Raw genomic sequence first — 20,524 nt, forward strand, 5'->3', positions numbered from 1 at the left:
ATATGGAATTAGGCGATTGGTGGTAGATCGTCATCAAGCAAGGCGTTCACCAGCCCTTGCAGGCGGGTTAGGCGTACACGCACCAGGGCGGCCAGTGTGCCCGTTGGTAGCCGCTGGTCGATGGTTTCCAACGTGGCCCCGCAGCCCATTAAGGTTTCGTGATCGTGGCCTGATCCTAGCGCTATCCACACCATGTAGGCGCTGTGTGCAATTTCTGGGTCGATACCGTGAAGGTTGGCCGCCAAGCGGCGGGCTTCGATGATGGCTTCATCTAGCATGGCGGCTGCCTCCCCGTAGTTTATTGTTAGCGGCGCGGCGACCTGCATTGTCACGGGCGGCTTCTCGTGGCTCGATACTGGCCGCGTGCTTCCAGGTGATGACGTACTGCTTAGCGGCTTCCAGGGCTTCCCGTAATGGCTGCATCGCTAAACAACGGGTGAGCAGCTTTTCATCTTCCGGCACCAGCGGACAATTCTCACGAATGAGGCGCAGCCATTGCGGGGCATGATCGACCACTGGCGCGCTGGGGGCTGACTGGGTCACGGGTACCAGGGCAGGGGGCAGGTTAGGCCATACGGCTTTGGCAGCTTCTAGCGCTTGCGGGTCATTCAGCAGGCGTCGACAGTAGGCGCGCGCAGTAGCATTATCCGGTGCAACTACAAAAGCATCATCCAACACCACGGCCAACTCGGCAGCAGCTTCCCGCGTTAGTTGGGTCATGGCATCACGTGCCAGCGCTTCCACTAGCCCGAGCGAGCGGCCAGTCGCTTTAAGGCCACCAATGATGTCCGCAATCTCTGCCGAGGTGGCGAGCTCAATGCTCTTTTGCTGAGGTGGGGATAGAGCATTGTTTTCTGAAAAAGCACCCTGAGCCATCCCCCCTAAACCCCGCAAAGTGCTTTTAGGGGTTTGCGGGGGGTACTGGCCTACGCTTTTCTGGCTCTTTACTTGGGGTGAAGTGTTAGCAATATCGTTGCTACTCGCCTGCACTCGACTCAACCAGCGTCCCATTAGCCAGCCTCCCTGTTAGGTAGGTAATCTGAATGCCACCAGAAGCTAATGCTGGGGCGTCCGGTGGTGGGTGTTTCCACTTCGCTGAGATAGCCATGTTCGACCAAGATCGACAAAGCGGCTTGAACAGTTTCGGACGTATCGAGACCCGACCAACCGCGTTGCTGCAACTGCTTAGCCTTGAAGGGTGAAGGCAGTTTTTCACGGCGCTTTATAATCAGCTTGGCACCTTCCACATCACGGTTAAGTGCAGCGCTATAAAGCCGCTCGGCGTGGCTACGCAGAAAGTCAGCCCACTCCAAGGCACGAGCGGTGGAGGCTTCTCCTACACTTCCTTGCTCGCCATCTATCACGGCAAACAGCAGCGCCAGGCTCCCCACTGTCTTGGGCATCTTCAATAAGTGTTCTGCCAGCAGCGAGGGCATTTCCTCGTCTCGGCATTCAAGATTGATTTCAGTAGCCCATTCCACAAACATCGCTTGGGCATCTGGCGTAAAGCGCCAGCTTGGTGGGTTGCCTTCCTCATCTGTGCCCACTTCTAGAGAGTGAAGGCGGTAGAACGTCTGGCGATACTGCTCTTTAGCATCTGTTGCGGGAGTACGATCAATCCATTTCCAATGGAGGATCGCATCCGGCCAGACGGCTAGCTGAAAGCGCTGAATTAAGCCATCGTTAGTGGTGCCTTTGGTGGCGCTGCGGACGATGGGAGCCAGCTTGCTAGGCTGTATACCACCCACGATATTGAGCGCACAGCGTTCAATAGCCACGGTACCCCTGCCGATGCGATCGTAGGTAAAGCGGCCATCGCCGTTGAACGCCTCCAGGTAAAATGCGCGATCGCTGGCGTATTCTTCTTGCTGCATCTTTGAAAGCCAGCCTGCTAGTTCATCACGGAGTATCGTCAAGTGATATTCCGCGGCATTCATCAGCTCACCTGCCTTTTCTACGGTTGCATCGTTGATCGTTAGCCGCATTGGCGCAGGTGGCGGCTCGGCTTCCTCAACGGATTCAAGTACAGTGCGAGCAGCATCCATCTCGCCTTTTGCTGCAAAACCCTTGGCTTTCTTCTTGGCTTCAGCGCGCGCCAGCTCTTCTAGCTCCTTATCGGTTTCATAGCGCCTCACATCTTCTTCGTACTGGCGACGGCCATCAGCCTCAATGGCATCGATAGGAAAGCGCATCGCCTTAAGTGCTGGGCTTTTCATCGCGCTTGGGCCACCAATCAGTGCAGCCCATAACGTCACCACGATTTCCCAATCATCATGTTGTTTCGGCTTAAGTCTAACCTTATGGCCGATTAAGCCAGCGAGCAGCACTAGCACAGTAACGGCGCAGTATTCGGGTGGGCACTGTAACCGTTGGGATGTATCAATAACGTAGCCGCGTAGCGACTCAGGTAGCATCTCCGGATCAAATGGTGGCACATTGCTAAGACTCGCAGGCAATGGCTTGGGATCGGGCGCTTTTTGAGTTGGAGCGCCATTTTCCCCGGCTTTGATATCTACCGGATCTGTCTCTGAGCCCAGAGGTGCCAGCCTTACCACTTCTCGACTCATAGACCACGCTCCTTGCGGCATAGGGCCACGTCGGCAAAGTCCGTACAGCGCTTACAGCCTTCGCAGAAGGTCGGCATCAACATCTTGGTCCCAATGGCCAGGGCTGCAAGACGTGCCTTGGACACGCCGGGGTTGCCCTCAGTGAAGCGGTCATCATCGGTAGCGATAGTGATAGCCACCTCATCCGGCAGACGCTGGCGTACACGACGTGCGACGGCCTCCAAGTTGTCGGCATTACGGGCCACTACCACGGGCACGCTCATGGCTTCATGGAGCGCCGCAGCGGTTGCCCAGCCCTCAGCCACAAGTACACGGTTAGCGCCAGCCAGCTTGCCTACTAGCCCAGCTACACCTTTAACGCGACCATGCTTAAGCACCGCTTTGAATCCATTCGGATAAATACGCTCAATGTTGGCTAGTTCCCCGTCATAGAACAGCGGTACCAGCAGCATAGAATCACGCTGGCGTAGGCCATGCGGTGCCAGGCGCTTCTTGGCTAGGTAGGGGTGATAAGAGTCAGCAGCGCCAGCAGCAGCCCACCAGCGGCGGGCTTGCTCGGCTGTGTTGGCGTGTTGCTGGCGCTGCTCTTCCTCGCGTTTCTCCCGTGCCCGCTGGTAGGCTAAACGGGCCTCAGCGGCGGCTGTGGGGTCAATCTCGCCGCCAATGCCGATAGTGTGCTGCTCTCCGGTATGCCAGAAGCCATAAACGCCCACTTCCAGCGAAGGGCACACATACCAGCCGTTACGGTTGCCTTTAGGCTTGTCGGCACTATCAAAACGGTGCAGGGCACCATCTGCGCGGATTGCCAGCCCGGTAACGCCATAAGCGGCTAAGGCATCGACTAGCGCCTGCTCAATACTGCTATACTGGTTTTGCGTTGGCAGGACGCTTGCACGAGCCTCGGCTCCTCTATTGAGGGCCGGGGCTTGTTGCTTTGTGGGTGCAGGCATCACTCACCTCCCACAAGACGCACAGAGACTCCGCTTTCAACCAAGTGATATTCGATCAAGCCATTACCTGCCAAGCGGCGCAACTCTTTGCGGGCCATCTTTCGGCTGAAGCCATTCATTGGCGCCAGTTCGTTTACCAGATAGCCCAAGAAACAGTCGTCGAATTCGTCGGTAATTTCCCTAATGGCGTTAAGCATTAGATCAACAAGGGCATGCTGAGGGTTGTCGAAGATGCTCATTGTTTGCCCCCTTCCTGCTCAATCGAACCGCCTAGCTCACTTACATCGTCAGCACCTTCCCGGGTGATTTCATGCCCAAGTTTGGCTAGGCGTGCCGCCGTCTTGTGTTCACCGCTTTCAAGCATCTTTGCGATGGCGTCAAACAGCGCGCTAGCGTGCTCAAAGCGAATCTCTGCAATCTCGACGTCGAGCATAATGTGCTGAATGGCTGCCTTATCCATGGGATACCTCCGATTGCATCTGGCTAGCTGCAAGGGCTTCTTCAAACAGGTGCGCGTAGTGAGTAAGTGCGCCAGGCATTATTTCGTGGCCACGCTCTTCTGCATCAGCAGCTTCTTGCCGCATCGTGCGAAGTAGGCCAGTGAGCTTGGCGCCAGGGTCGGGGATTGGTTGGGGCTTGGGTGCAGTGGTTTGAAAGAGGCGGGTGGTAAGCCGCTCTAACGTATCGAGGTGGTGCTGGGTTCCATACAGAACAGCCGCCAAGACGTGGGGTGCAACCTGGTTATCACCTTCAGCGGCATCGTTAAGCGCGATCTCCACTAGCACGACGGTGTTACGCAGAATATGAAGATGCTGACTTGCTTCGTTGTAGGCTTGAAAGTCGCTCATGAGCGCACCTCCAGCTCTTGCGAGGCGTGATCGATGGCATCCAGGGCGCAGTAACCACGATTGGCAAGTTCATCAATGGCGGATAGCAGGCAGCCAATATGATGATCATCGAATATCGCTTTTTCGCCTTCGCTGGCCTTGCGGATCAGATCTTCCTGGATGATGTGGGTAAGGCCGCTAATGGTGCCGAATAGATCGTCTAACTTTTCGAGCTGGGGCTGAACGCGACTCATGACAGCACCTCCTGAAGATGCTCTTCGGCGGCATCAAACAGATTGGCCAGCTCTTCCATGGCGGCGGCGTCATCAGCCGAAGCGTTGGCTGCTTCCTCACGCCATTTATCTGCCTGCTCGGAGAAAGCAGCGTCGTCCCGGAGCAAAAGCGGCGCTTGGAGGAAGTCCACGACGGCGTCATGCATCAGGTCGTGCAATTCGTCGGCGGTGGTGCATTCGTTGATGTGGTGGGTGGTAATCATGCTGCACCTCCTTTGCCGGAAACGGCATTGAGGGCACGGGCTTCTAACTGTTGAGCTTTTTCAATGTGGGAGTTGTACTTGCGGAGGCGAACGCTGGCGCTGCTATCGGCAAACAAGGCGCTTTTGGCCATTGCACGGTGGGCAGCGGCGCGGCCTTCAAGGCTGCGGGTAACCAGGTTGGATAGGCGGAATGATGCCATGGTGAAGCTCCTTGGTGATTTCGGAGCCACCGTTATCCGTTCGACGGGATTAGGGTGGCAGGGGTGTTGCCGGGGTCGAACTGAGCGCTTCATCCACCAAGGAAATTCCACGCTCACCCAGCTAACCCCTGCCATAATAGACAGGCACAAAAAATGCGCCGTCTGATCGCAGGGCGCAAGTGCGCCTTGGTGTTTGAAGTCTGCCGGGTTCGACGCCGGACGGGCTGACGATTTTGCGCCAGCACATGAAGCATATAACGGCATTGGTGAGCGTTGCAAGGTCATTATGCAGCACCCCGCTCAGCCAGCTTGGCCTCTAGCCAGGCGTTAAACTCGCTCACAGAGAAGTAGCAGGTAGATTGTTGGCTATCGCCGAATTTCAGTGGACGGGGAAAGTTGGGGTCGGTCTTGAGTAGTCTATCTACGCCGCTGCGTGTCATATCCATCGCGCGGCACAGGTTGGGCTTGGTGATTAGCTTTTGGTCTTTGGGTAGTGCTTCGATATTCATAAGAACGCGTCCGTATGCATGAGTACGCTCTTATGGTGAGATACCGAATGTTCGTTGTGCTTAGCTTGGGTTCGTTTAGTTTTTCCCCCAGTTTGAGCGCCGCCACCTGCCGACGGCTTGGGGGCTTACGCCCATTCGTTCGGCGACTGCGCCACCCCGGTAGCGCTCTGGCATGCCCGCTGCCGCCAAGCTGTCCCATATCTGTTGAGCTTTTGCCATCCTGGCAGCGGCTTCTTTCTGCATTCCTTCACCTCTACTCCTGCCGCCTCCCTGTCGCCCTTCATTGTGGAGAAGGTCGGCATTCTCAATAAGCTGCTTAGGTGGCATTTTCAGAGGGTTAGGCTGCTGGTAAGTAACCAGCTTGCCATTCTCAATTACCTGCTCTTCCACGTCTGGCAGCACCATCTCTTTCGGTTTTCGCGTTTGCGCTAGGTCAACCAGAGGGCGGATCATTGCTAGCCCCGCATCTTCTAGTCGGGCAAATAGGTGCAGAGTGAAATTAGGCGATACTGTGCCCGCTGCAATTTCTGCCATCCTGCTATGGCGCTGTTTGTTGGTTTCATCGCCGTACCCATCGTAAGACGGTGCCAGGAACTCTTTTCCAAATTTCTCGATGACCTCGTATTGAGAGCGATGCGCACAAAGCATCTTATGTACCAAGTCGAGTAATTCCTCGGCATTGTCAGGGCGTGATTCTTCGATTCCTTCTTTCAAGGCAATCAGGTTTGCTATCTGATCATCCATCTTCAAGCCCTCTTCATCTCTACTACATTGCCGCGCTGCAAGTTGTCCAGGTGATCGGCGTACCACTGCATCATGTGGCGGCGCTGCTCGATGTACTGAGCCTTGTTATAGACGCCTGCCACGCCGTCTTTAACGTGCGATAGCTGGGCCTCAATGTGGTTTTCATCAAAGCCGTGTTCATTCAGGATCGTGCTGGCTATGTGGCGGAAACCATGCGCGGTCTGTCGCCCCTCATAGCCAAGGCGACGTAAGGCCATGATGAATACCGTGTTCGATCGTGGCGCTGTCTTGTCGCTGCGGCCAGGGAAAAGTAGGGGTTGGTAACCGGTCAGTTGGTGAAGGTTTTGAAGGGTTTCAATCGCTTGCTTAGGTAGGGGAACGGTATGCTCGCGACGGCGCTTCATCCGCTCGGCTGGGATGGTCCATAGCGCCCTGTCTAGGTCGAACTCTTCCCAGCGGGCTTCTCTTAGCTCTGAAGGGCGGGCAGCGAGGCGGGAAAGCAGGAACAGCCCAAGGCGTATATCCTCAGCATGAGGATAAGAGCCAATGGCACGTAGCAGGGCGGGTAGTTCGTTATTGCTAACGTGGGAATAGTTGGTTGCCCGGCGCGTTGTCAGGTGCTTATGCAGGCTCTCCAACGGGTTGTACTGGATGCCCCCACTCACAAGCGCCAGGTCGTACACTTCCCGACAAATAGCGCGTATGCGGCTGGTCTGTTCAATGATCCCTGTCTTTTCCAGGCTGCGTAGGAACTCCAACCATTCCATCGGCGTTATATCGGTGAAAGGGCGTTTGCCGAACTTGGGGAATACGTGTTTTTGTAGTGCGCCAATAACACGGGTAGCGGTGTCGTCTGTCCAATTCTGGCGCTTATTTGTATGCCACTCCCTCGCCAGCGCTTCAAAGGTGCTGTTGGCAGCCTCTAGCGACTCGGCTTCCCTTGTCCGCTTGGAGACGATGGGATTCTGGCCATTGGCTGCGTCTGCTCTGAGCTGGTCGGCCTTAACACGCGCCAGGCTGCCGCTTGTTTCCGGATACCCGCCTAAACCAATCCACGACCACTTGCCGTCTGGCTTCTTATAGCGCAGTTCCCAAGACTTGGAGCCGTTGGGCTTCACTCTAAAGTAAAGGCCGCTGCCGTCCAGTTCCCTGTATGCCTTGGCTTCAGGTTCTAGTGTTGCCAGGACGGTGTCAGCCAGCGGGCGTCGCTTAATCTGGGAACGCTTCATTCGTGTATGCCTCTGGTTCACAATATCGCGAAGCATACACACAGGCATACACGGTGCGCAATGCTATAGGTATTAATTCATATGCATACAAACGCAAAAAAACCCGCACTAGGCGGGCTTTTCTGGATCATTCAGACCTATATGAAAGCATCTGAATTAAGGTAGGTGGTGGAGGCGGCGGGAATTGAACCCGCGTCCGCCAGCACGCGCCTATTGGCTCTACATGCTTAGATTTCGTCATTTGATTTAACACGACTGACTCCGACGATCAGGATTCAGCCACGCGAGCCTTCTAAAGTTTAACGCTTGGCGAGAAGACACCACCAAACGCGGTCCTATCAGCTTTAGCTCGTATCCCCTCAGTGATGAATAGGCACATCACCTTGGGGCCAGACAAGAAGCTAACAGTTTAAGCTGCTAGCGCGCCTTGAGCGTAGTTTTCGTCATTTGCGACTATTTTTCGTGATGTGGGATTTACGAGATACATCACGCTCTCGGCATGCACCGCAAGGGTTGTCACCGGCGTCGAAACCATGTCGCCCCCTTATTACTAGTGAGCATTCTAACGTGCTCACACCTGATTGACCAGTTATGCCTTATTATGTTCCCGCATAATTCGACCTTTTTGACGGCTCCAATCTCGATCTTTTTCAGTGGCGCGCTTGTCGTGCAGCTGTTTACCGGTCACCAGTGCCAATTCGCACTTCACTTTATTGCGTTTCCAGTAAAGCTTCAGGGGCACACAGGTGTGACCTTTGTCCTGGGTGATCGAAAAGATTTTGGCGATCTCTTTGCGATGCAGCAGCAGTTTGCGAGTGCGCGTTGGGTCGGCAATTTCATGGGTGCTAGCCGTATTTAACGGCATGATGTGGCTGCCCAGCAGAAATGCTTCACCATTACGAACTAATATATAGGTGTCAGTGAGCTGGGCTTTGCCAGCACGCAGGCTTTTAACTTCCCAGCCAGCGAGTGATAGCCCAGCTTCGAAGGTTTCATCGATATGATACTCAAACCGTGCCTTCTTATTTTGGGCGATAACGCTGCTACCGGGACCCTTACTGTTACCTTTCTTAGTGGCCATGGAACCTCATAATTAATCTGTCAGTGGCATCCCCTTCGTTATTTGGGGAGGCGTGATACCATTTAAGGTCTGAAATAATGTTTCCCATGATACGCTTTGGGCACTGTGAAGTCAGCGGAGAGGTCAATGCCAACCGTCAATCGTTCCGCCTTGGTGCGGCACACCCCCCAGAAAATGTTCGATCTGGTTAACGACTTCGAACGCTACCCGGAATTTTTGCCCGGTTGTCGTCATGCGCGTTTGGTCGAGCATGATGATGAGCATCTAATCGGCGAAATGACTCTTGGGCGCGCCGGCGTCGAGCAAACCATCACCACACGTAACGACTTATTTGCACCTGAGCGTATTGAGCTGTCGCTGGTAAAAGGGCCCTTCAAACGTCTAAAAGGTCGCTGGCTGTTTATCCCTATGGGGGAGGGCGCCTGCAAGGTCAGTTTAGAAATGGAGTTTGAATTCGCCAATCGGCTGCTCGGTATGGCCTTCGGCAAGCTTTTTCAGCAAATAGCGGGGCAGTTGGTCGATGCCTTCACCAAGCGCGCAAACGAGCTGTATGGCCGGTGAGATGCTCGCAATTGAGGTAGCCTTCGCGCTGCCGTCTAAGCAGCGCATCGTGGCGCTACGGGTGCCTGAGGGCACCACCGTACGTCAGGCCGTTGCCTTGGCTGATTTACCGACGCTATTCCCTGACATGCCTGATGGCACATTTTCTCAGGCACCGCTAGGGATCTTCGGCAAAGCACTACGCGACCCCGACACCCAGTTGTTGCGTGAAGGAGATCGAGTAGAAGTTTACCGGCCACTGGCTATCGATCCAAAAGTCGCTCGCTTGGAGCGTGCAAAGCGCCAAGCGAGCGACTCTGGGCGATAGATAAGCTTGCTTTAAGGCTGTGAAACAGGCTGCGCACTCGGCGGTATTGGCGCCCGCGTGCTCTCTGTGGGTAGCGCATCCATTGGGTCAACACCTTCCGTTGCTGGCCCCATGCTGCTCTCACCGTCGAGCGGCAGCGCTTCCGATAAATCACCCTCTTGCTCAATGTTCACCAAGCGGCCCTGTGGGCCGAAGGTGAGCGTAACACGGCGTTGTTCTACATCACCGTACGCCTTGTCTAAACGAAATACATAGTCCCACTGGCTGGCATCGAAGGGCGCTTCTAACAGCGGCCTGCCCATCACGTACGTGACCTGTTCTTGCGTCATGCCGGGCTGAAGTTGGCTCACCATTTCTTGCGTGACCAGGTTGCCTTGGGGAATATCGCGCTTGTACACGCCAACGTAGCTGCAGCCACTAACAACGGTCAGGGCAACGGAGAGCGTGATGATTCGAGTCAATTTTTGCATTTGGACCTATTCTTCACTATCGTGGTTTCGGTTGATCATACCCGACCTAACCTGTTACTGCGAAGAGCGACCATGGCCGATCAGAACCATGAATTGCGCAAAGCCGGTCTGAAAGTGACCCTGCCGCGCGTCAAGATACTTCAGATTCTCGAAAATGTTTCGGGTCAGCACCACCTTAGCGCGGAAGAAGTGTATAAAACACTGATTGATGCGGGCGAAGATGTTGGCCTGGCGACTGTATACCGTGTATTGACTCAGTTTGAGTCAGCGGGTTTGGTTATTCGTCATAATTTTGACGGCGGCCATGCAGTTTTTGAGATGACCCAAGAGGATCACCATGACCACATGGTGTGCCTTGAAAGCGGTGAGATCATTGAGTTTGTTGATGAAATCATTGAGCGTCGTCAGCAGGAAATCGCTGAAGAGCATGGCTACGAGTTAGTGGATCATGCGCTAGTGCTTTATGTTCGTCCGCGTGGCTCCGATGTGACCCGCCAAGACAGCGGGCCAACGAACAAGAAATAATGTTCGTGGATAGACACTGCTCGCGGCTCGAAAATATGAGCGCCCCTGCATTACCTGTTTAAATTCGCCATCAATGGAATTTGTCAGGTAATGAGGGGCGTTTTATTTTGCCGCGTATAACGTCCCGTTCGATGCTTTTCTAATCAGTGCGGTGGGCGCTGACTTGCGTGCAGCATTTCACGGGCATGAGCGAGAGTTTGGTCAGAGAGCGTCACGCCGCCCAGCATCCGCGCCAGTTCGCTGATGCGCCCCTGTTCATCAAGTAGTGCCATCTGGGTCAGCGTGGTGTCGCGTTTCGCCTGTTTCTCGATATGCAGGTGCTGATGCGCCTGGGCCGCCACTTGCGGTAGGTGAGTTACCGTCATTACCTGACCATTTTCACCTAGCTTGCGGAGTAATTGACCAACGATTTCTGCGGTCGCGCCCGAAATGCCCACATCTACTTCGTCAAACACTAGGCTTGGCACCGTTGAGTGTGTCGCCGCGACCACTTGAATGGCCAGGCTAATACGCGACAGTTCGCCGCCGGAGGCGACTTTGGTCAATGGCCGCGCAGGCTGGCCGGGGTTGGCACTGATCAAAAATTGCACACGATCAAGGCCTTCAGGGGATGGCGCCTCTTTCGCGGTGACCTCTACTTCAAAGCGGGCTTTGCCCATGGCCAAAAAGCCCAGCTGTTGCTGCACTTCCTTGCCTAAACGAAGCGCGGCTTTTTGGCGGCTCTCGCTGATTTTTTTCGCTTCCTGGCGGTAACTTTCGCGTAGCTCAACGACTCGCGCACTCAGTGCCTCCAGGTCATTGCCACCCTCTTCTAACTGCGCGACTTCTCGCTGTAGATCAGTATGCAGGGCGCATAGTTCTTCTGGGGCAACGTGATGCTTACGGGCAATCCGGTGGACATCGGTCATGCGCTCTTCAACCCAGGCGAGCCGCTCGGGGTCTAATTCAGTGATGCTAGCGAGTCGGTTGAGTTCGCTAGAGGCCTCTTCAACCTGAATTCGCGCATCACTCAGCATGGCAAGCGTGTTCGCCAGGGTGCCTTTGTCACTACCTGGCAGCGCGCTTAAGTGAGCGAAGGCTTGGTTGAGTAAAGAGAGTGCACCGCCTTCATCACTGGCACAGCAGTCGGCAGCAAACTGGGTCTCGCGCAGAGTTTCTTCTGCGTGGGCGAGCGTATGTTGCTCTTCCTCCAGCGTCGCCAGCTCGCCCTCCGCCAGGCCGAGCTGATCCAGCTCTTCTACCTGATAACGCAGCAACTGCCGTTTGGCTTCTACCTCACTGCCTTCTTCGCTTAGCTTTTTCAGCTGACGGCGCGCATTGCGCCACTCGCGAAACGTTTCGGCTAATTGAGTGGTGCCATCGTTTAGGCCCGCGTAATCGTCCAGCAGAGAAAGGTGGGTCTCCTCGCGCATCAGGGCGTGGTGGGCGTGCTGACCATGAATCTGGATTAACTGCTCGCCCAGTGATTTCAGGTCTGAAATAGTTGCGGGGTGGCCGTTAATCCACGCTTTGGAGCGGCCGTTGGCGGTCACCACGCGGCGCAGCAAGCACTCCTCAGCAGGGAGTTCCCGCGCCGTTAGCCACTCGACGGCGGCGGGCAGGTGCTGAATGTCGAAACGCGCGGAGAGATCCGTACGCTCGCGGCCATGTCGCACGCTTCCGGCGTCGGCGCGCTCGCCCAGGCAGAGCCCAAGGGCACCTAACAGGATCGATTTGCCCGCGCCAGTTTCCCCGGTAATCGCGGTCATGCCGCCGGTTAGGTCGAGCTCTAGATGGTCAACAATAGCGAAATCTTGAATGGCTAGCTGAGTAAGCATGGCGCCTCCTGAGGCGGTACAGCACAGAAGCTGGATACTTATCCAATAGTTGTTGATTTATACAGTAGTTAATAACTCACTTCAATGCACCTCTTGAGATGGAATTTATGGCCCCCATATAGCGTGCATGATCAGTTAAGGCTAGTAACTAACAGCTTACTTCTTTGCGCGCCGCCCGCGTGGCAGCGCCCTACTTAATAGGAGCACAACATGGCGAAAGAACCGCAAACACCGATGGATGACGAGCTAGCCCGCCACGAGCAAGAAGCAGATGGCGCCGAGCAAGCGGAAGAGCAGGCCGCCGAAGAGCGCTTGATGGAAGGCGAGCTGGAAGGATTGATCAATGACGAAGAGTCGTTAGAAGGCAGTGTCGATAATCCTGAAGCAGAAATGCTGGCCGCTCAGGTAGGTGAATTAGAGCAGAGCTTAGCCGAAGCCAAGGATCAAGCCCTGCGCGCCGCTGCGGAAGCGCAAAACGTGCGTCGCCGCGCCGAGCAAGAAGCCGAAAAAGCCCGCAAGTTTGCCCTGGAGAAGTTCGTTAAAGAGCTGCTGCCGGTCGTTGATAGCTTGGAAAAAGCGCTTGAGACCATGGAAGAGGGTGCATCGGAAGTGCATCGTGAAGGCGTTTCCATGACCTTGAAAATGCAGGTGGATGTACTCAACAAGTTCGGTGTGGAAAGCATTGAGCCCCACGGTGAGCCCTTCGACCCGCAGGTGCACGAAGCCATGACCATGGTGCCTAACCCGGATCTCGATCCCAACACCGTGATGGACGTTATGCAGAAAGGCTATTTGCTTAATGGACGCTTAGTGCGCCCGGCCATGGTGGTTGTCAGTAAAAAAGTCGATTAAGCCACTGGCGGCACAGAAGTGAAAAAAGTGTGTGATAAAAAAGCCCTTGAAATGTCAGCGGCGGCCCCCAAATAAAGGGCAACCCCGCGGGGAAACCCGCAGACAAGCTTTAAAAGCTAAATTTTCAGTTTTGTAACAACCGAATTCGAGGTATTGCTATGGGACGTATAATTGGTATCGACCTGGGCACCACTAACTCTTGTGTGGCCGTGCTTGATGGTGACAGCGCTAAAGTAATTGAAAATGCCGAGGGTGGTCGTACGACGCCTTCAATCATCGCTTATACCGATGATGGTGAAACGCTGGTCGGTCAGGCGGCAAAACGCCAAGCGGTGACTAACCCAGAAAACACTCTGTACGCCATTAAGCGCCTTATTGGCCGTCGCTTTAAAGACGACGTTGTCCAGAAAGACATCAAAATGGTGCCGTACAAAATCACCGAAGCGGACAACGGTGATGCTTGGGTTGAAGTGAAAGGCAAAAAGATGGCACCGCCGCAGGTAAGCGCGGAAGTGCTGAAGAAAATGAAGAAGACCGCCGAAGACTACCTGGGCGAAACGGTCACCGAAGCCGTTATTACCGTACCGGCCTACTTCAACGACAGCCAGCGTCAGGCGACGAAAGATGCCGGCCGCATCGCGGGTCTAGACGTTAAGCGCATCATCAATGAGCCGACCGCTGCCGCACTGGCCTACGGTATGGACAAATCGCGCGGCGACAAAACCATCGCGGTCTACGACCTGGGTGGCGGTACCTTCGATATCTCTATCATCGAAATTGCTGACGTTGACGGCGAAACCCAGTTTGAAGTGTTGGCCACTAACGGCGACACCTTCTTGGGCGGCGAAGACTTTGACTTGGCGCTGATCAACTACCTGGTAGACCAGTTCAAGTCTGACAGCGGTATTGACCTGTCTGGCGACAATCTGGCCATGCAGCGTCTGAAAGAAGCCGCTGAGAAAGCCAAAATTGAACTTTCAAGCGCCCAGCAGACCGACGTGAACCTGCCTTACATCACCGCCGACAACACTGGCCCGAAACACCTTAACGTTAAGGTGACACGCGCCAAGCTGGAGTCGCTGGTAGAAGACCTGGTACAGCGCTCGCTCGATCCGTGCAAAATGGCACTGAAAGATGCTGGCTTGTCCGCGTCTGAAATCGACGAAGTGATCCTGGTCGGTGGCCAGACACGTATGCCGATGGTGCAGAAGAAAGCCGCTGACTTCTTCGGTAAAGAAGCACGTAAAGACGTTAACCCGGATGAAGCGGTTGCCGTGGGTGCCGCGATTCAGGGCGGCGTACTGGGTGGCGACGTTAAAGACGTTCTGCTTCTCGACGTTACCCCGCTTACCTTGGGTATCGAAACCCTGGGTGGCGTGATGACGCCGCTGATTGAAAAGAACACCACCATTCCGACGAAGAAGACACAAACCTTCTCAACGGCGGATGACAACCAAACGGCAGTGACCATTCACGCCGTGCAGGGTGAGCGCAAGCAAGTGTCGCAGAATAAGTCGCTGGGTCGTTTTGATCTTGCTGACATTCCGCCCGCACCGCGCGGCGTGCCGCAGATCGAAGTCGCTTTTGACTTGGATGCCAACGGTATTCTGAACGTGTCGGCGAAAGACAAGGCCACCGGTAAAGAGCAGTCCATCGTCATCAAGGCCTCTAGCGGTCTTTCCGAGGAAGAAGTCGAGCAAATGGTGCGCGATGCCGAAGCTCACGCCGAAGAAGATAAAAAGTTCGAAGAGCTGGTTCAGCTGCGTAACCAAGCTGACGGCATGATTCACGCCACGCGCAAAACGGTGGAAGAAGCTGGCGACAAAGCGACTGACGACGAGAAGCAGGCGATTGAAACGGCCATCAGCGAGTTGGAAGAGGCGGTTAAAGGTGACGACGTCGATAACATTCAGAAGAAACTGGATGCATTGACCGAAGCCTCTGGCCAGCTAGCCCAGAAGATGTACGCCGAGCAGGCAGAAGCGGCTCAGCAAGAGGGCGGTGAAGGTACCGAAAGCACAGGTTCCAAGCCGGAAGATGACGTGGTTGACGCCGAGTACGAAGAAGTCAACGACGATCAGAAAAAGCAGTAATAACCTCTTTCTGCCAAGGAAAGCGGTGACGCGGGAGCTTACTCCCGCGTTGCTGTTTCCGCAGCCAAAGCGCACGAGATAAGTTTCTGTTAAGTGCGTAGCTAACCAGGAGGCGTAGGGCCCTATGTCCAAACGCGATTATTACGAAGTCCTGGGTGTCGAAAAAGGGGCCGATCAGAAAGAGATCAAGAAGGCCTATCGCCGTCTGGCGCAAAAATTCCACCCTGATCGAAACCCGGACGATAACACCTCAGCGGAAAAATTCCGTGAAGTGTCCGAAGCGTATGAAGTGCTTAGCGATGGCGAGAAACGCGCAGCTTATGACCAGTTCGGCCATGCGGGCGTTGATGGCCAAGGCGGCGGCGGTGGTTTCGGCGGCGCAGGCGCTGGTGATTTCAGCGACATTTTCGGCGATGTGTTTGGCGATATTTTTGGCGGAGGTGGTGGTCGCCGTCGTGGCCCCAACGCCCCGGCGCGCGGTTCCGACCTGCGCTATAACCTAGAGCTGGATCTGGAAAACGCCGTTTCAGGCACCACAGTCGATATCCGCGTACCGCGGCATATCGAGTGTGACCGTTGCGATGGCGGTGGTGCGGAGCCGGGCTCATCTAAAGAGACCTGCCCTACCTGCCACGGTCACGGTCAAGTGCGTATGCAGCAGGGCTTCTTCGCCGTGCAGCAAACGTGCCCCACCTGTCATGGCTCTGGTCAGCACATTAAAGTGCCGTGCCATAAGTGTAATGGCGAAGGGCGCGTACGTGAGACGCGCACGCTGTCCGTTAAGATTCCGCCTGGTGTAGATACTGGTGATCGTATTCGTTTGAATGGCGAAGGCGAAAGCGGCGTGAACGGTGGCCCGCCTGGGGATCTGTACGTGCAGGTGGCTATCAAGCCGCACCACATCTTCCAGCGTGACGGTAAACATCTGCAGTGTGACGTGCCCATCAACTTCGTCGACGCAGCGCTAGGTGGCGAGCTTGAAGTGCCGACGCTAGATGGCCGCGTAAAGCTGAAGATTCCGCCGGAAACGCAAACCGGCAAGCTGTTCCGCCTACGTGGTAAAGGCGTGAAGCCAGTGCGTGGTGGTATGCCCGGCGACTTGCTATGCAAGGTAGTGGTCGAGACACCCGTCAAGCTCAACGACGAGCAGCGCGACCTACTGCGCAAGCTCCAAGAGAGCTTCGACGGCAGCAACAGCCATAGCCACTCACCGAAGAAGACCGGTTTCTTCGACAGTGTGAAGAGCTTCTTTGAAGATATGAAGCCGTAAAGCTGAGATGATGGTAGTAAGTTAGATGTTTGATTCAAAGACCCTCGGTTCGCCCGGGGGTTTTTGCTGTTTAGGAAATGCTGCGCACAATGGATCACCTTGAAGAAAAGCCCACCATGGGCATTTTGCTGCGGGTACTGTCTGGCCTGCTTTTTACCGGCATGCTGGTGTGTATTAAGGCAGTCAGTGACGAAGTGCCGGTGGGGCAGTCGGTGTTTTTCCGTTCGCTGTTTGCGCTGCTGCCTATCGTCGTGTTTCTTCTGGTGCGTCGGGAGTTTCCTCGCGGGCTGGCGACGCGGCGCCCGTTGGGGCATGCGCTGCGTTCTGGGTTGGGGGCGGCGGCCATGTTTGCCTCTTTTGCGGCGGTAGCGATGTTGCCAGTGGCCGAGGCGACGCTGCTTGCACAGCTAACGCCAGTCTTTATGGCGATTGGTGGTGTGCTGCTGCTGGGGGAGCGTTGCTCGCTTAACCGTGCGGGTGGCGTGGTGCTGGCGCTTGCCGGGGTGGCCGTACTGATTTTGCCTGGGCTCAATGCCAGTTCCAGTAACGGCCAAGCGGCCGGGTACGCGCTAGGGGCATTGGGTGCGCTGCTTACGGCAGGTGCTTTATTAACCGTCAGGCGTATTTCGCGCACCGAAACAGCGGCTTCAATCGCCTTCTACTTTATTTTAGTGGCCGCGCTAGCCGGACTGGCAACGATGCCATTGGGCTGGGCGGCGCTTAACCGGCTGGAGTTTTCGCTGCTGGTGTTATCGGGCCTATTTGGCGGCGCAGCGCACATTGCGATGACGTTAGCGCTGCGCTATGCCGAGGCGTCGCGCTTGGCACCTTTTGAATATATTGCCCTGGTGTGGCCCGTGCTCGCCGATTGGGTGCTGTTTGGAATATCGGTCTCCAGCGGCTTCCTGCTAGCGCTACCGCTCATGTTATCCGGGGTGGCGCTAGCGGCAATGGAAGGGCGGCGGCTTAAATGGCTGCTTCGACGATAAGCTGTGGTTGGCCTTTCGAGCAGGGCTCAATACGCGCAGATACCCGATAAACCTGACGTAGCAGCGCAGGGGTTATCACTTCGGCGGTGGGGCCGCAGGCAATCAAGCGGCCATTTTCGAGCATCATGGCCGCGTCAGCGAAGCGTAGCGCATGCCCCAGGTCATGGAGTGCCACCAGAATAAGCATCTGACGCTCATCGGCTAACCGCCGCAGTACCGTCAAAAGGCTAATCTGGCGGTTCAAATCGAGTGCCGAAGTGGGCTCGTCCAGCATCAAAATCTCGGGCTCTTGCACCAGAGCCTGGGCGGCGCTGACCAGCTGGCGCTGCCCGCCGCTAAGGTCGCCAATATCACGCTCGCCAAGGGTCGTAATGCTGAGTTCCTCCAGCGCGCGATCAACCTGCGTTAAATCCTCAGGCTGCACTTTTAATCCACGCCCCTGCATACGCGCCAAAAGCACCGATTCATAGACCGTCAGCACGGCCTTGGCGCCGGTGTCCTGGGGCATATAGCCCACTGGGTGCTCGGCGCTAGTGCCGCTGATAATCACTTTGCCTTCGCCTTTCAATAACCCTAATACGCGGCGAAAAAGCGTTGATTTACCCGCCGCATTGGGTCCTAGCAGGGCGACGACTTGCCCGCCTTGAAAGCAGGGTGTGGTGATCTCTTCCAGAACAGGGCGACGCCCGTAGCGGGCGGATACACGGTTCAGTTGTAGGGTTACCATGAGGCCTTCTTGTGGCTAAGCACCAGAAATAGGAAGAAGGGAATGCCCACCAGCGAGGTAATAATGCCAATGGGAATAATGGTGCCAGGAATAATGATTTTAGAGATGACCGAACCAACGGAGAGGATCAGTGCGCCGCATAGGGCCGAACCTGGCAAAAAGAAGCGCTGATCCTCGCCCAGTAAAATGCGCGCGATGTGCGGCCCCACCAAGCCAATAAACCCAATGGTGCCCACGAACGCCACCGCGATGGCAGCGAGCAGCGATACCAGCACCAGCACTTCCAAACGCAGTGCGCGGGGATTGACACCCATGCTCTCGGCTTTGGCATCGCCCAGGCGCATGGCGGTTAGCGCCCAGCCATGCCGGGCAAGCAGCGGCATGGATAAGGCAAGAATGCTAAGGGCGATCCAGAACTTGGGCCAGGTGGCTTTGGTTAAACTGCCCATCGTCCAGAACACCACCGCTGAAACCGCCTCCTGGCTGGCAAAGAACTGAATCAGCGCCATCAGCGAGTTGAAGATAAACACCATGGCGATGCCGAGCAGCACAATGGTCTCTACCGTCACGCCGCGCTTAAGGCTTAAGGCATGAATTAAAAATGCGGTGAACATGGCCATCACGAAGGCATTGATGGGGACCACAAACTCAATGGCGGCAGGCACAAGCGCCACGCCGAAGGCGAGACCCAGCGCGGCACCAAAACTGGCCCCGGCGGAAATCCCAAGGTAAACGGGCTGGCTAGCGGGTTGCTCAGAATGGTTTGCATCTGTGCCCCGGCCACCGACAAGCTGGCGCCCACCACTAGCGCCATCAGTGCGACCGGCATGCGGATTTCCCAAACAATAATCCGGGCCTGCTGGCTGACGCTGTCTGGCGTGAATAGCGCTGCGACCACTTCGCCCAGGCTATAGCGGGCGGGCCCCAGTGCCAGGTCGATGCAGAGGCTAAAAAACAGTGCTAACACCAGTGCCGCCAGTATCATTTGGCGGCGGAACACCTGGCGATGGTAGAAGGCGCGCCCCTGTGAAAGGCGATCTGTTACCGCCGTTTCCGTCATCCTCGTATCAGTCGTCATGGAGTGATATCCAGTAGCCGGTTTCATAGTCGATGGGTAAGAAGCGCTCGTGCAGCTCTTCCATCGTGGCGTTTGGATCCAGGTCTTCAAACAGCTCTGGATGTAGCCATTTGGCTAGCTGCTGCACGGCTACAAAGTAGTAGGGGCTGTTGTAAAACTGGTGCCAAATGGCGTGGAAATTACCGGATTCTACCGCCTTGATGCCGGTCATTGCGGTGCGCTCGGTCAGTGCTTCAAGCTTAGCGCGAGCGTTTTGCATATCAGACCCAGGGCCTACGCCGACCCAGTTGCCACCCGGCACGTAGGCGTCCCAGTTGCCGCCGGTGACAACCACATGGTCAGGGTTGGCAGCAATAATCTGTTCAGGGTTCAGGTTGCCAAAACTATTAGGAATGATGCCTTCAGCGATATTGCTACCGCCAGCCAGGGTGACATAGTCGCCAAAGTTGGCAGGACCAAAGCTCATGCAGCACTCATCGGAGTAGCCGCCAGCCCGGTCAATAAACACGCTGGGGCGCTCTGGGTTGGCCTCGGCGATGACATCGGTTACCCGTGCCAATTGCGTCTCGGCAAACTCGATGAACTCTTCGGCCGCTTCTTCATCGTCCATGATCTGGCCGATGATGCGCATGGAGGGGATGGTGTGCTCAAGGGGATCTTCGCGAAAATCCACATAGATGATGGGAATGCCGAGTTGTGCCAGCTTGTCGTCGTAGGCAGCATCTTCTGTGGCGGCTTTCGCCTCGATGTTCATCAGCACCACGTCAGGATTAAGCGAGGCGGCCTGCTCGACGTCAAAAGTACCGTCTTTAAAACCGCCAAAGCTGGGGATTTCCTCAATCTCGGGAAAACGCTCCAGATAGCGGGCATAGTTATCGGGATCCGCCTGGGAAAAATCTTCGCGCCAACCGACCACGTGGGCAAAAGGAGCTTCAGGTTCGAGTAAACCGAGCAAATAAATTTGCCGCCCTTCGCCTAAAATAACCCGCTCGGCAGGGGCATCCAAAGTGATTTCGCGGCCAGCGACATCGGTGACGGTGATAGCGTCAGCCATAGCAGTGGCGCCGCAAGCAAACGTGATAAGCGTACCAAGCAGGATTTTTAAGCGCGGAGAACTGAGCATTTTTTTACTCGTTGGTCGATATTGGTTAACAGGGCTGGCATCGCTGATGTGCTTTAATGGTGATAGCACATAGATGCAATTGCTATTGTAACTGATTAGCGTTTGGGAG

The 20,524-nt window shown here is 55.5% G+C and carries 25 protein-coding genes, 1 other RNA gene and 1 pseudogene; 7 read left to right on the top strand and 20 right to left on the bottom strand.

Annotated elements, in window-relative coordinates; genetic code table 11:
• Positions 1-8: 8 nt before the first annotated feature.
• From ACWI0H_RS01595 to smpB, 15 genes are all read right to left on the bottom strand, one after another.
• Complete coding sequence (locus tag ACWI0H_RS01595; protein WP_485874622.1) at positions 9-278, bottom strand: hypothetical protein; 270 nt, start codon at positions 276-278, stop codon at positions 9-11.
• Complete coding sequence (locus ACWI0H_RS01600) at positions 268-1,011, bottom strand: hypothetical protein (protein WP_485874623.1); 744 nt, start codon at positions 1,009-1,011, stop codon at positions 268-270. Before ACWI0H_RS01600 ends, ACWI0H_RS01595 begins: the two co-directional genes overlap by 11 nt.
• Complete coding sequence (locus ACWI0H_RS01605) at positions 1,011-2,567, bottom strand: YfjI family protein (protein ID WP_485874624.1); 1,557 nt, start codon at positions 2,565-2,567, stop codon at positions 1,011-1,013. The genes ACWI0H_RS01600 and ACWI0H_RS01605 overlap by 1 nt, the downstream gene beginning before the upstream one ends.
• Complete coding sequence (locus ACWI0H_RS01610; RefSeq protein ID WP_485874625.1) at positions 2,564-3,517, bottom strand: toprim domain-containing protein; 954 nt, start codon at positions 3,515-3,517, stop codon at positions 2,564-2,566. Before ACWI0H_RS01610 ends, ACWI0H_RS01605 begins: the two co-directional genes overlap by 4 nt.
• Positions 3,517-3,756, bottom strand: a complete 240-nt coding sequence (locus ACWI0H_RS01615; protein WP_336274705.1) for a hypothetical protein — start codon at positions 3,754-3,756, stop codon at positions 3,517-3,519. Before ACWI0H_RS01615 ends, ACWI0H_RS01610 begins: the two co-directional genes overlap by 1 nt.
• A complete protein-coding gene (locus ACWI0H_RS01620) occupies positions 3,753-3,977 on the bottom strand; it encodes a hypothetical protein (RefSeq protein ID WP_058578199.1) in 225 nt (74 codons plus the stop codon). Before ACWI0H_RS01620 ends, ACWI0H_RS01615 begins: the two co-directional genes overlap by 4 nt.
• Positions 3,970-4,365: a hypothetical protein gene (locus tag ACWI0H_RS01625; protein WP_485874626.1), complete on the bottom strand. Its 396-nt coding sequence runs from the start codon at positions 4,363-4,365 to the stop codon at positions 3,970-3,972. The genes ACWI0H_RS01620 and ACWI0H_RS01625 overlap by 8 nt, the downstream gene beginning before the upstream one ends.
• Complete coding sequence (locus ACWI0H_RS01630; RefSeq protein ID WP_485874627.1) at positions 4,362-4,598, bottom strand: hypothetical protein; 237 nt, start codon at positions 4,596-4,598, stop codon at positions 4,362-4,364. Before ACWI0H_RS01630 ends, ACWI0H_RS01625 begins: the two co-directional genes overlap by 4 nt.
• A complete protein-coding gene (locus ACWI0H_RS01635; RefSeq protein WP_485874628.1) occupies positions 4,595-4,840 on the bottom strand; it encodes a hypothetical protein in 246 nt (81 codons plus the stop codon). The genes ACWI0H_RS01630 and ACWI0H_RS01635 overlap by 4 nt, the downstream gene beginning before the upstream one ends.
• Positions 4,837-5,040 carry a hypothetical protein gene (locus tag ACWI0H_RS01640; protein ID WP_485876290.1) on the bottom strand — a complete coding sequence of 68 codons (204 nt, stop codon included), beginning with the start codon at positions 5,038-5,040 and terminating at the stop codon, positions 4,837-4,839. The genes ACWI0H_RS01635 and ACWI0H_RS01640 overlap by 4 nt, the downstream gene beginning before the upstream one ends.
• 284 nt (positions 5,041-5,324) lie before the next feature.
• The gene (locus tag ACWI0H_RS01645) at positions 5,325-5,549 is read right to left on the bottom strand and encodes a hypothetical protein (RefSeq protein WP_485874629.1); all 225 of its coding nucleotides are present in this window, start codon (positions 5,547-5,549) and stop codon (positions 5,325-5,327) included.
• Positions 5,550-5,624: 75 nt separating this feature from the next.
• The gene (locus ACWI0H_RS01650) at positions 5,625-6,293 is read right to left on the bottom strand and encodes a hypothetical protein (RefSeq protein ID WP_485874630.1); all 669 of its coding nucleotides are present in this window, start codon (positions 6,291-6,293) and stop codon (positions 5,625-5,627) included.
• Between the two features lie 2 nt (positions 6,294-6,295).
• On the bottom strand, positions 6,296-7,522 hold the full coding sequence (locus ACWI0H_RS01655; RefSeq protein WP_485874631.1) for a tyrosine-type recombinase/integrase: 1,227 nt from the start codon (positions 7,520-7,522) through the stop codon (positions 6,296-6,298).
• Between the two features lie 166 nt (positions 7,523-7,688).
• Positions 7,689-8,066: a transfer-messenger RNA gene (gene ssrA / locus ACWI0H_RS01660) on the bottom strand.
• A gap of 45 nt (positions 8,067-8,111) precedes the next feature.
• Positions 8,112-8,603 (bottom strand): SsrA-binding protein SmpB, encoded by a 492-nt coding sequence (gene smpB, locus ACWI0H_RS01665; RefSeq protein WP_008958772.1) that lies wholly within the window; start codon positions 8,601-8,603, stop codon positions 8,112-8,114.
• 126 nt (positions 8,604-8,729) lie between these two features.
• On the opposite strand from smpB, the gene ACWI0H_RS01670 reads away from it, so the two are divergent.
• On the top strand, positions 8,730-9,164 hold the full coding sequence (locus ACWI0H_RS01670; RefSeq protein ID WP_336274713.1) for a type II toxin-antitoxin system RatA family toxin: 435 nt from the start codon (positions 8,730-8,732) through the stop codon (positions 9,162-9,164).
• Positions 9,154-9,471 carry an RnfH family protein gene (locus tag ACWI0H_RS01675; protein ID WP_485874632.1) on the top strand — a complete coding sequence of 106 codons (318 nt, stop codon included), beginning with the start codon at positions 9,154-9,156 and terminating at the stop codon, positions 9,469-9,471. The genes ACWI0H_RS01670 and ACWI0H_RS01675 overlap by 11 nt, the downstream gene beginning before the upstream one ends.
• 11 nt (positions 9,472-9,482) lie before the next feature.
• Here the strand turns inward: ACWI0H_RS01675 and ACWI0H_RS01680 are convergent, their stop codons facing one another.
• Positions 9,483-9,941: an outer membrane protein assembly factor BamE gene (locus ACWI0H_RS01680; RefSeq protein ID WP_485874633.1), complete on the bottom strand. Its 459-nt coding sequence runs from the start codon at positions 9,939-9,941 to the stop codon at positions 9,483-9,485.
• Between the two features lie 72 nt (positions 9,942-10,013).
• On the opposite strand from ACWI0H_RS01680, the gene fur reads away from it, so the two are divergent.
• Complete coding sequence (gene fur / locus ACWI0H_RS01685; RefSeq protein ID WP_007111850.1) at positions 10,014-10,466, top strand: ferric iron uptake transcriptional regulator; 453 nt, start codon at positions 10,014-10,016, stop codon at positions 10,464-10,466.
• A gap of 143 nt (positions 10,467-10,609) precedes the next feature.
• Here the strand turns inward: fur and recN are convergent, their stop codons facing one another.
• Positions 10,610-12,283 (bottom strand): DNA repair protein RecN, encoded by a 1,674-nt coding sequence (gene recN, locus ACWI0H_RS01690; RefSeq protein ID WP_336274716.1) that lies wholly within the window; start codon positions 12,281-12,283, stop codon positions 10,610-10,612.
• 210 nt (positions 12,284-12,493) lie between these two features.
• On the opposite strand from recN, the gene grpE reads away from it, so the two are divergent.
• The 4 genes from grpE to ACWI0H_RS01710 all read left to right on the top strand — a co-directional run bounded on the left by grpE (position 12,494) and on the right by ACWI0H_RS01710 (position 17,487).
• Positions 12,494-13,135 carry a nucleotide exchange factor GrpE gene (grpE, locus tag ACWI0H_RS01695; protein ID WP_336274717.1) on the top strand — a complete coding sequence of 214 codons (642 nt, stop codon included), beginning with the start codon at positions 12,494-12,496 and terminating at the stop codon, positions 13,133-13,135.
• 158 nt (positions 13,136-13,293) lie between these two features.
• Entirely contained in the window at positions 13,294-15,228 is a 1,935-nt protein-coding gene (gene dnaK, locus ACWI0H_RS01700; protein WP_336274718.1) for a molecular chaperone DnaK, read from the top strand.
• Between the two features lie 124 nt (positions 15,229-15,352).
• Positions 15,353-16,498, top strand: a complete 1,146-nt coding sequence (gene dnaJ, locus ACWI0H_RS01705; protein ID WP_298965657.1) for a molecular chaperone DnaJ — start codon at positions 15,353-15,355, stop codon at positions 16,496-16,498.
• Positions 16,499-16,587: 89 nt separating this feature from the next.
• On the top strand, positions 16,588-17,487 hold the full coding sequence (locus tag ACWI0H_RS01710; RefSeq protein WP_485874634.1) for a DMT family transporter: 900 nt from the start codon (positions 16,588-16,590) through the stop codon (positions 17,485-17,487).
• Here the strand turns inward: ACWI0H_RS01710 and ACWI0H_RS01715 are convergent.
• The 3 genes and pseudogenes from ACWI0H_RS01715 to ACWI0H_RS01725 form a co-directional block, all read right to left on the bottom strand.
• Positions 17,465-18,214 carry an ABC transporter ATP-binding protein gene (locus ACWI0H_RS01715; RefSeq protein ID WP_485874635.1) on the bottom strand — a complete coding sequence of 250 codons (750 nt, stop codon included), beginning with the start codon at positions 18,212-18,214 and terminating at the stop codon, positions 17,465-17,467. The genes ACWI0H_RS01710 and ACWI0H_RS01715 overlap by 23 nt on opposite strands.
• Positions 18,208-19,319 (bottom strand): annotated as a pseudogene (locus tag ACWI0H_RS01720) (FecCD family ABC transporter permease). The gene ACWI0H_RS01715 and the pseudogene ACWI0H_RS01720 overlap by 7 nt, the downstream one beginning before the upstream one ends.
• On the bottom strand, positions 19,282-20,415 hold the full coding sequence (locus tag ACWI0H_RS01725) for an ABC transporter substrate-binding protein (RefSeq protein ID WP_485874636.1): 1,134 nt from the start codon (positions 20,413-20,415) through the stop codon (positions 19,282-19,284). Before ACWI0H_RS01725 ends, ACWI0H_RS01720 begins: the two are co-directional and overlap by 38 nt.
• Positions 20,416-20,524: the final 109 nt, after the last annotated feature.

The organism is Halomonas sp. NYA30 (assembly GCF_976980765.1).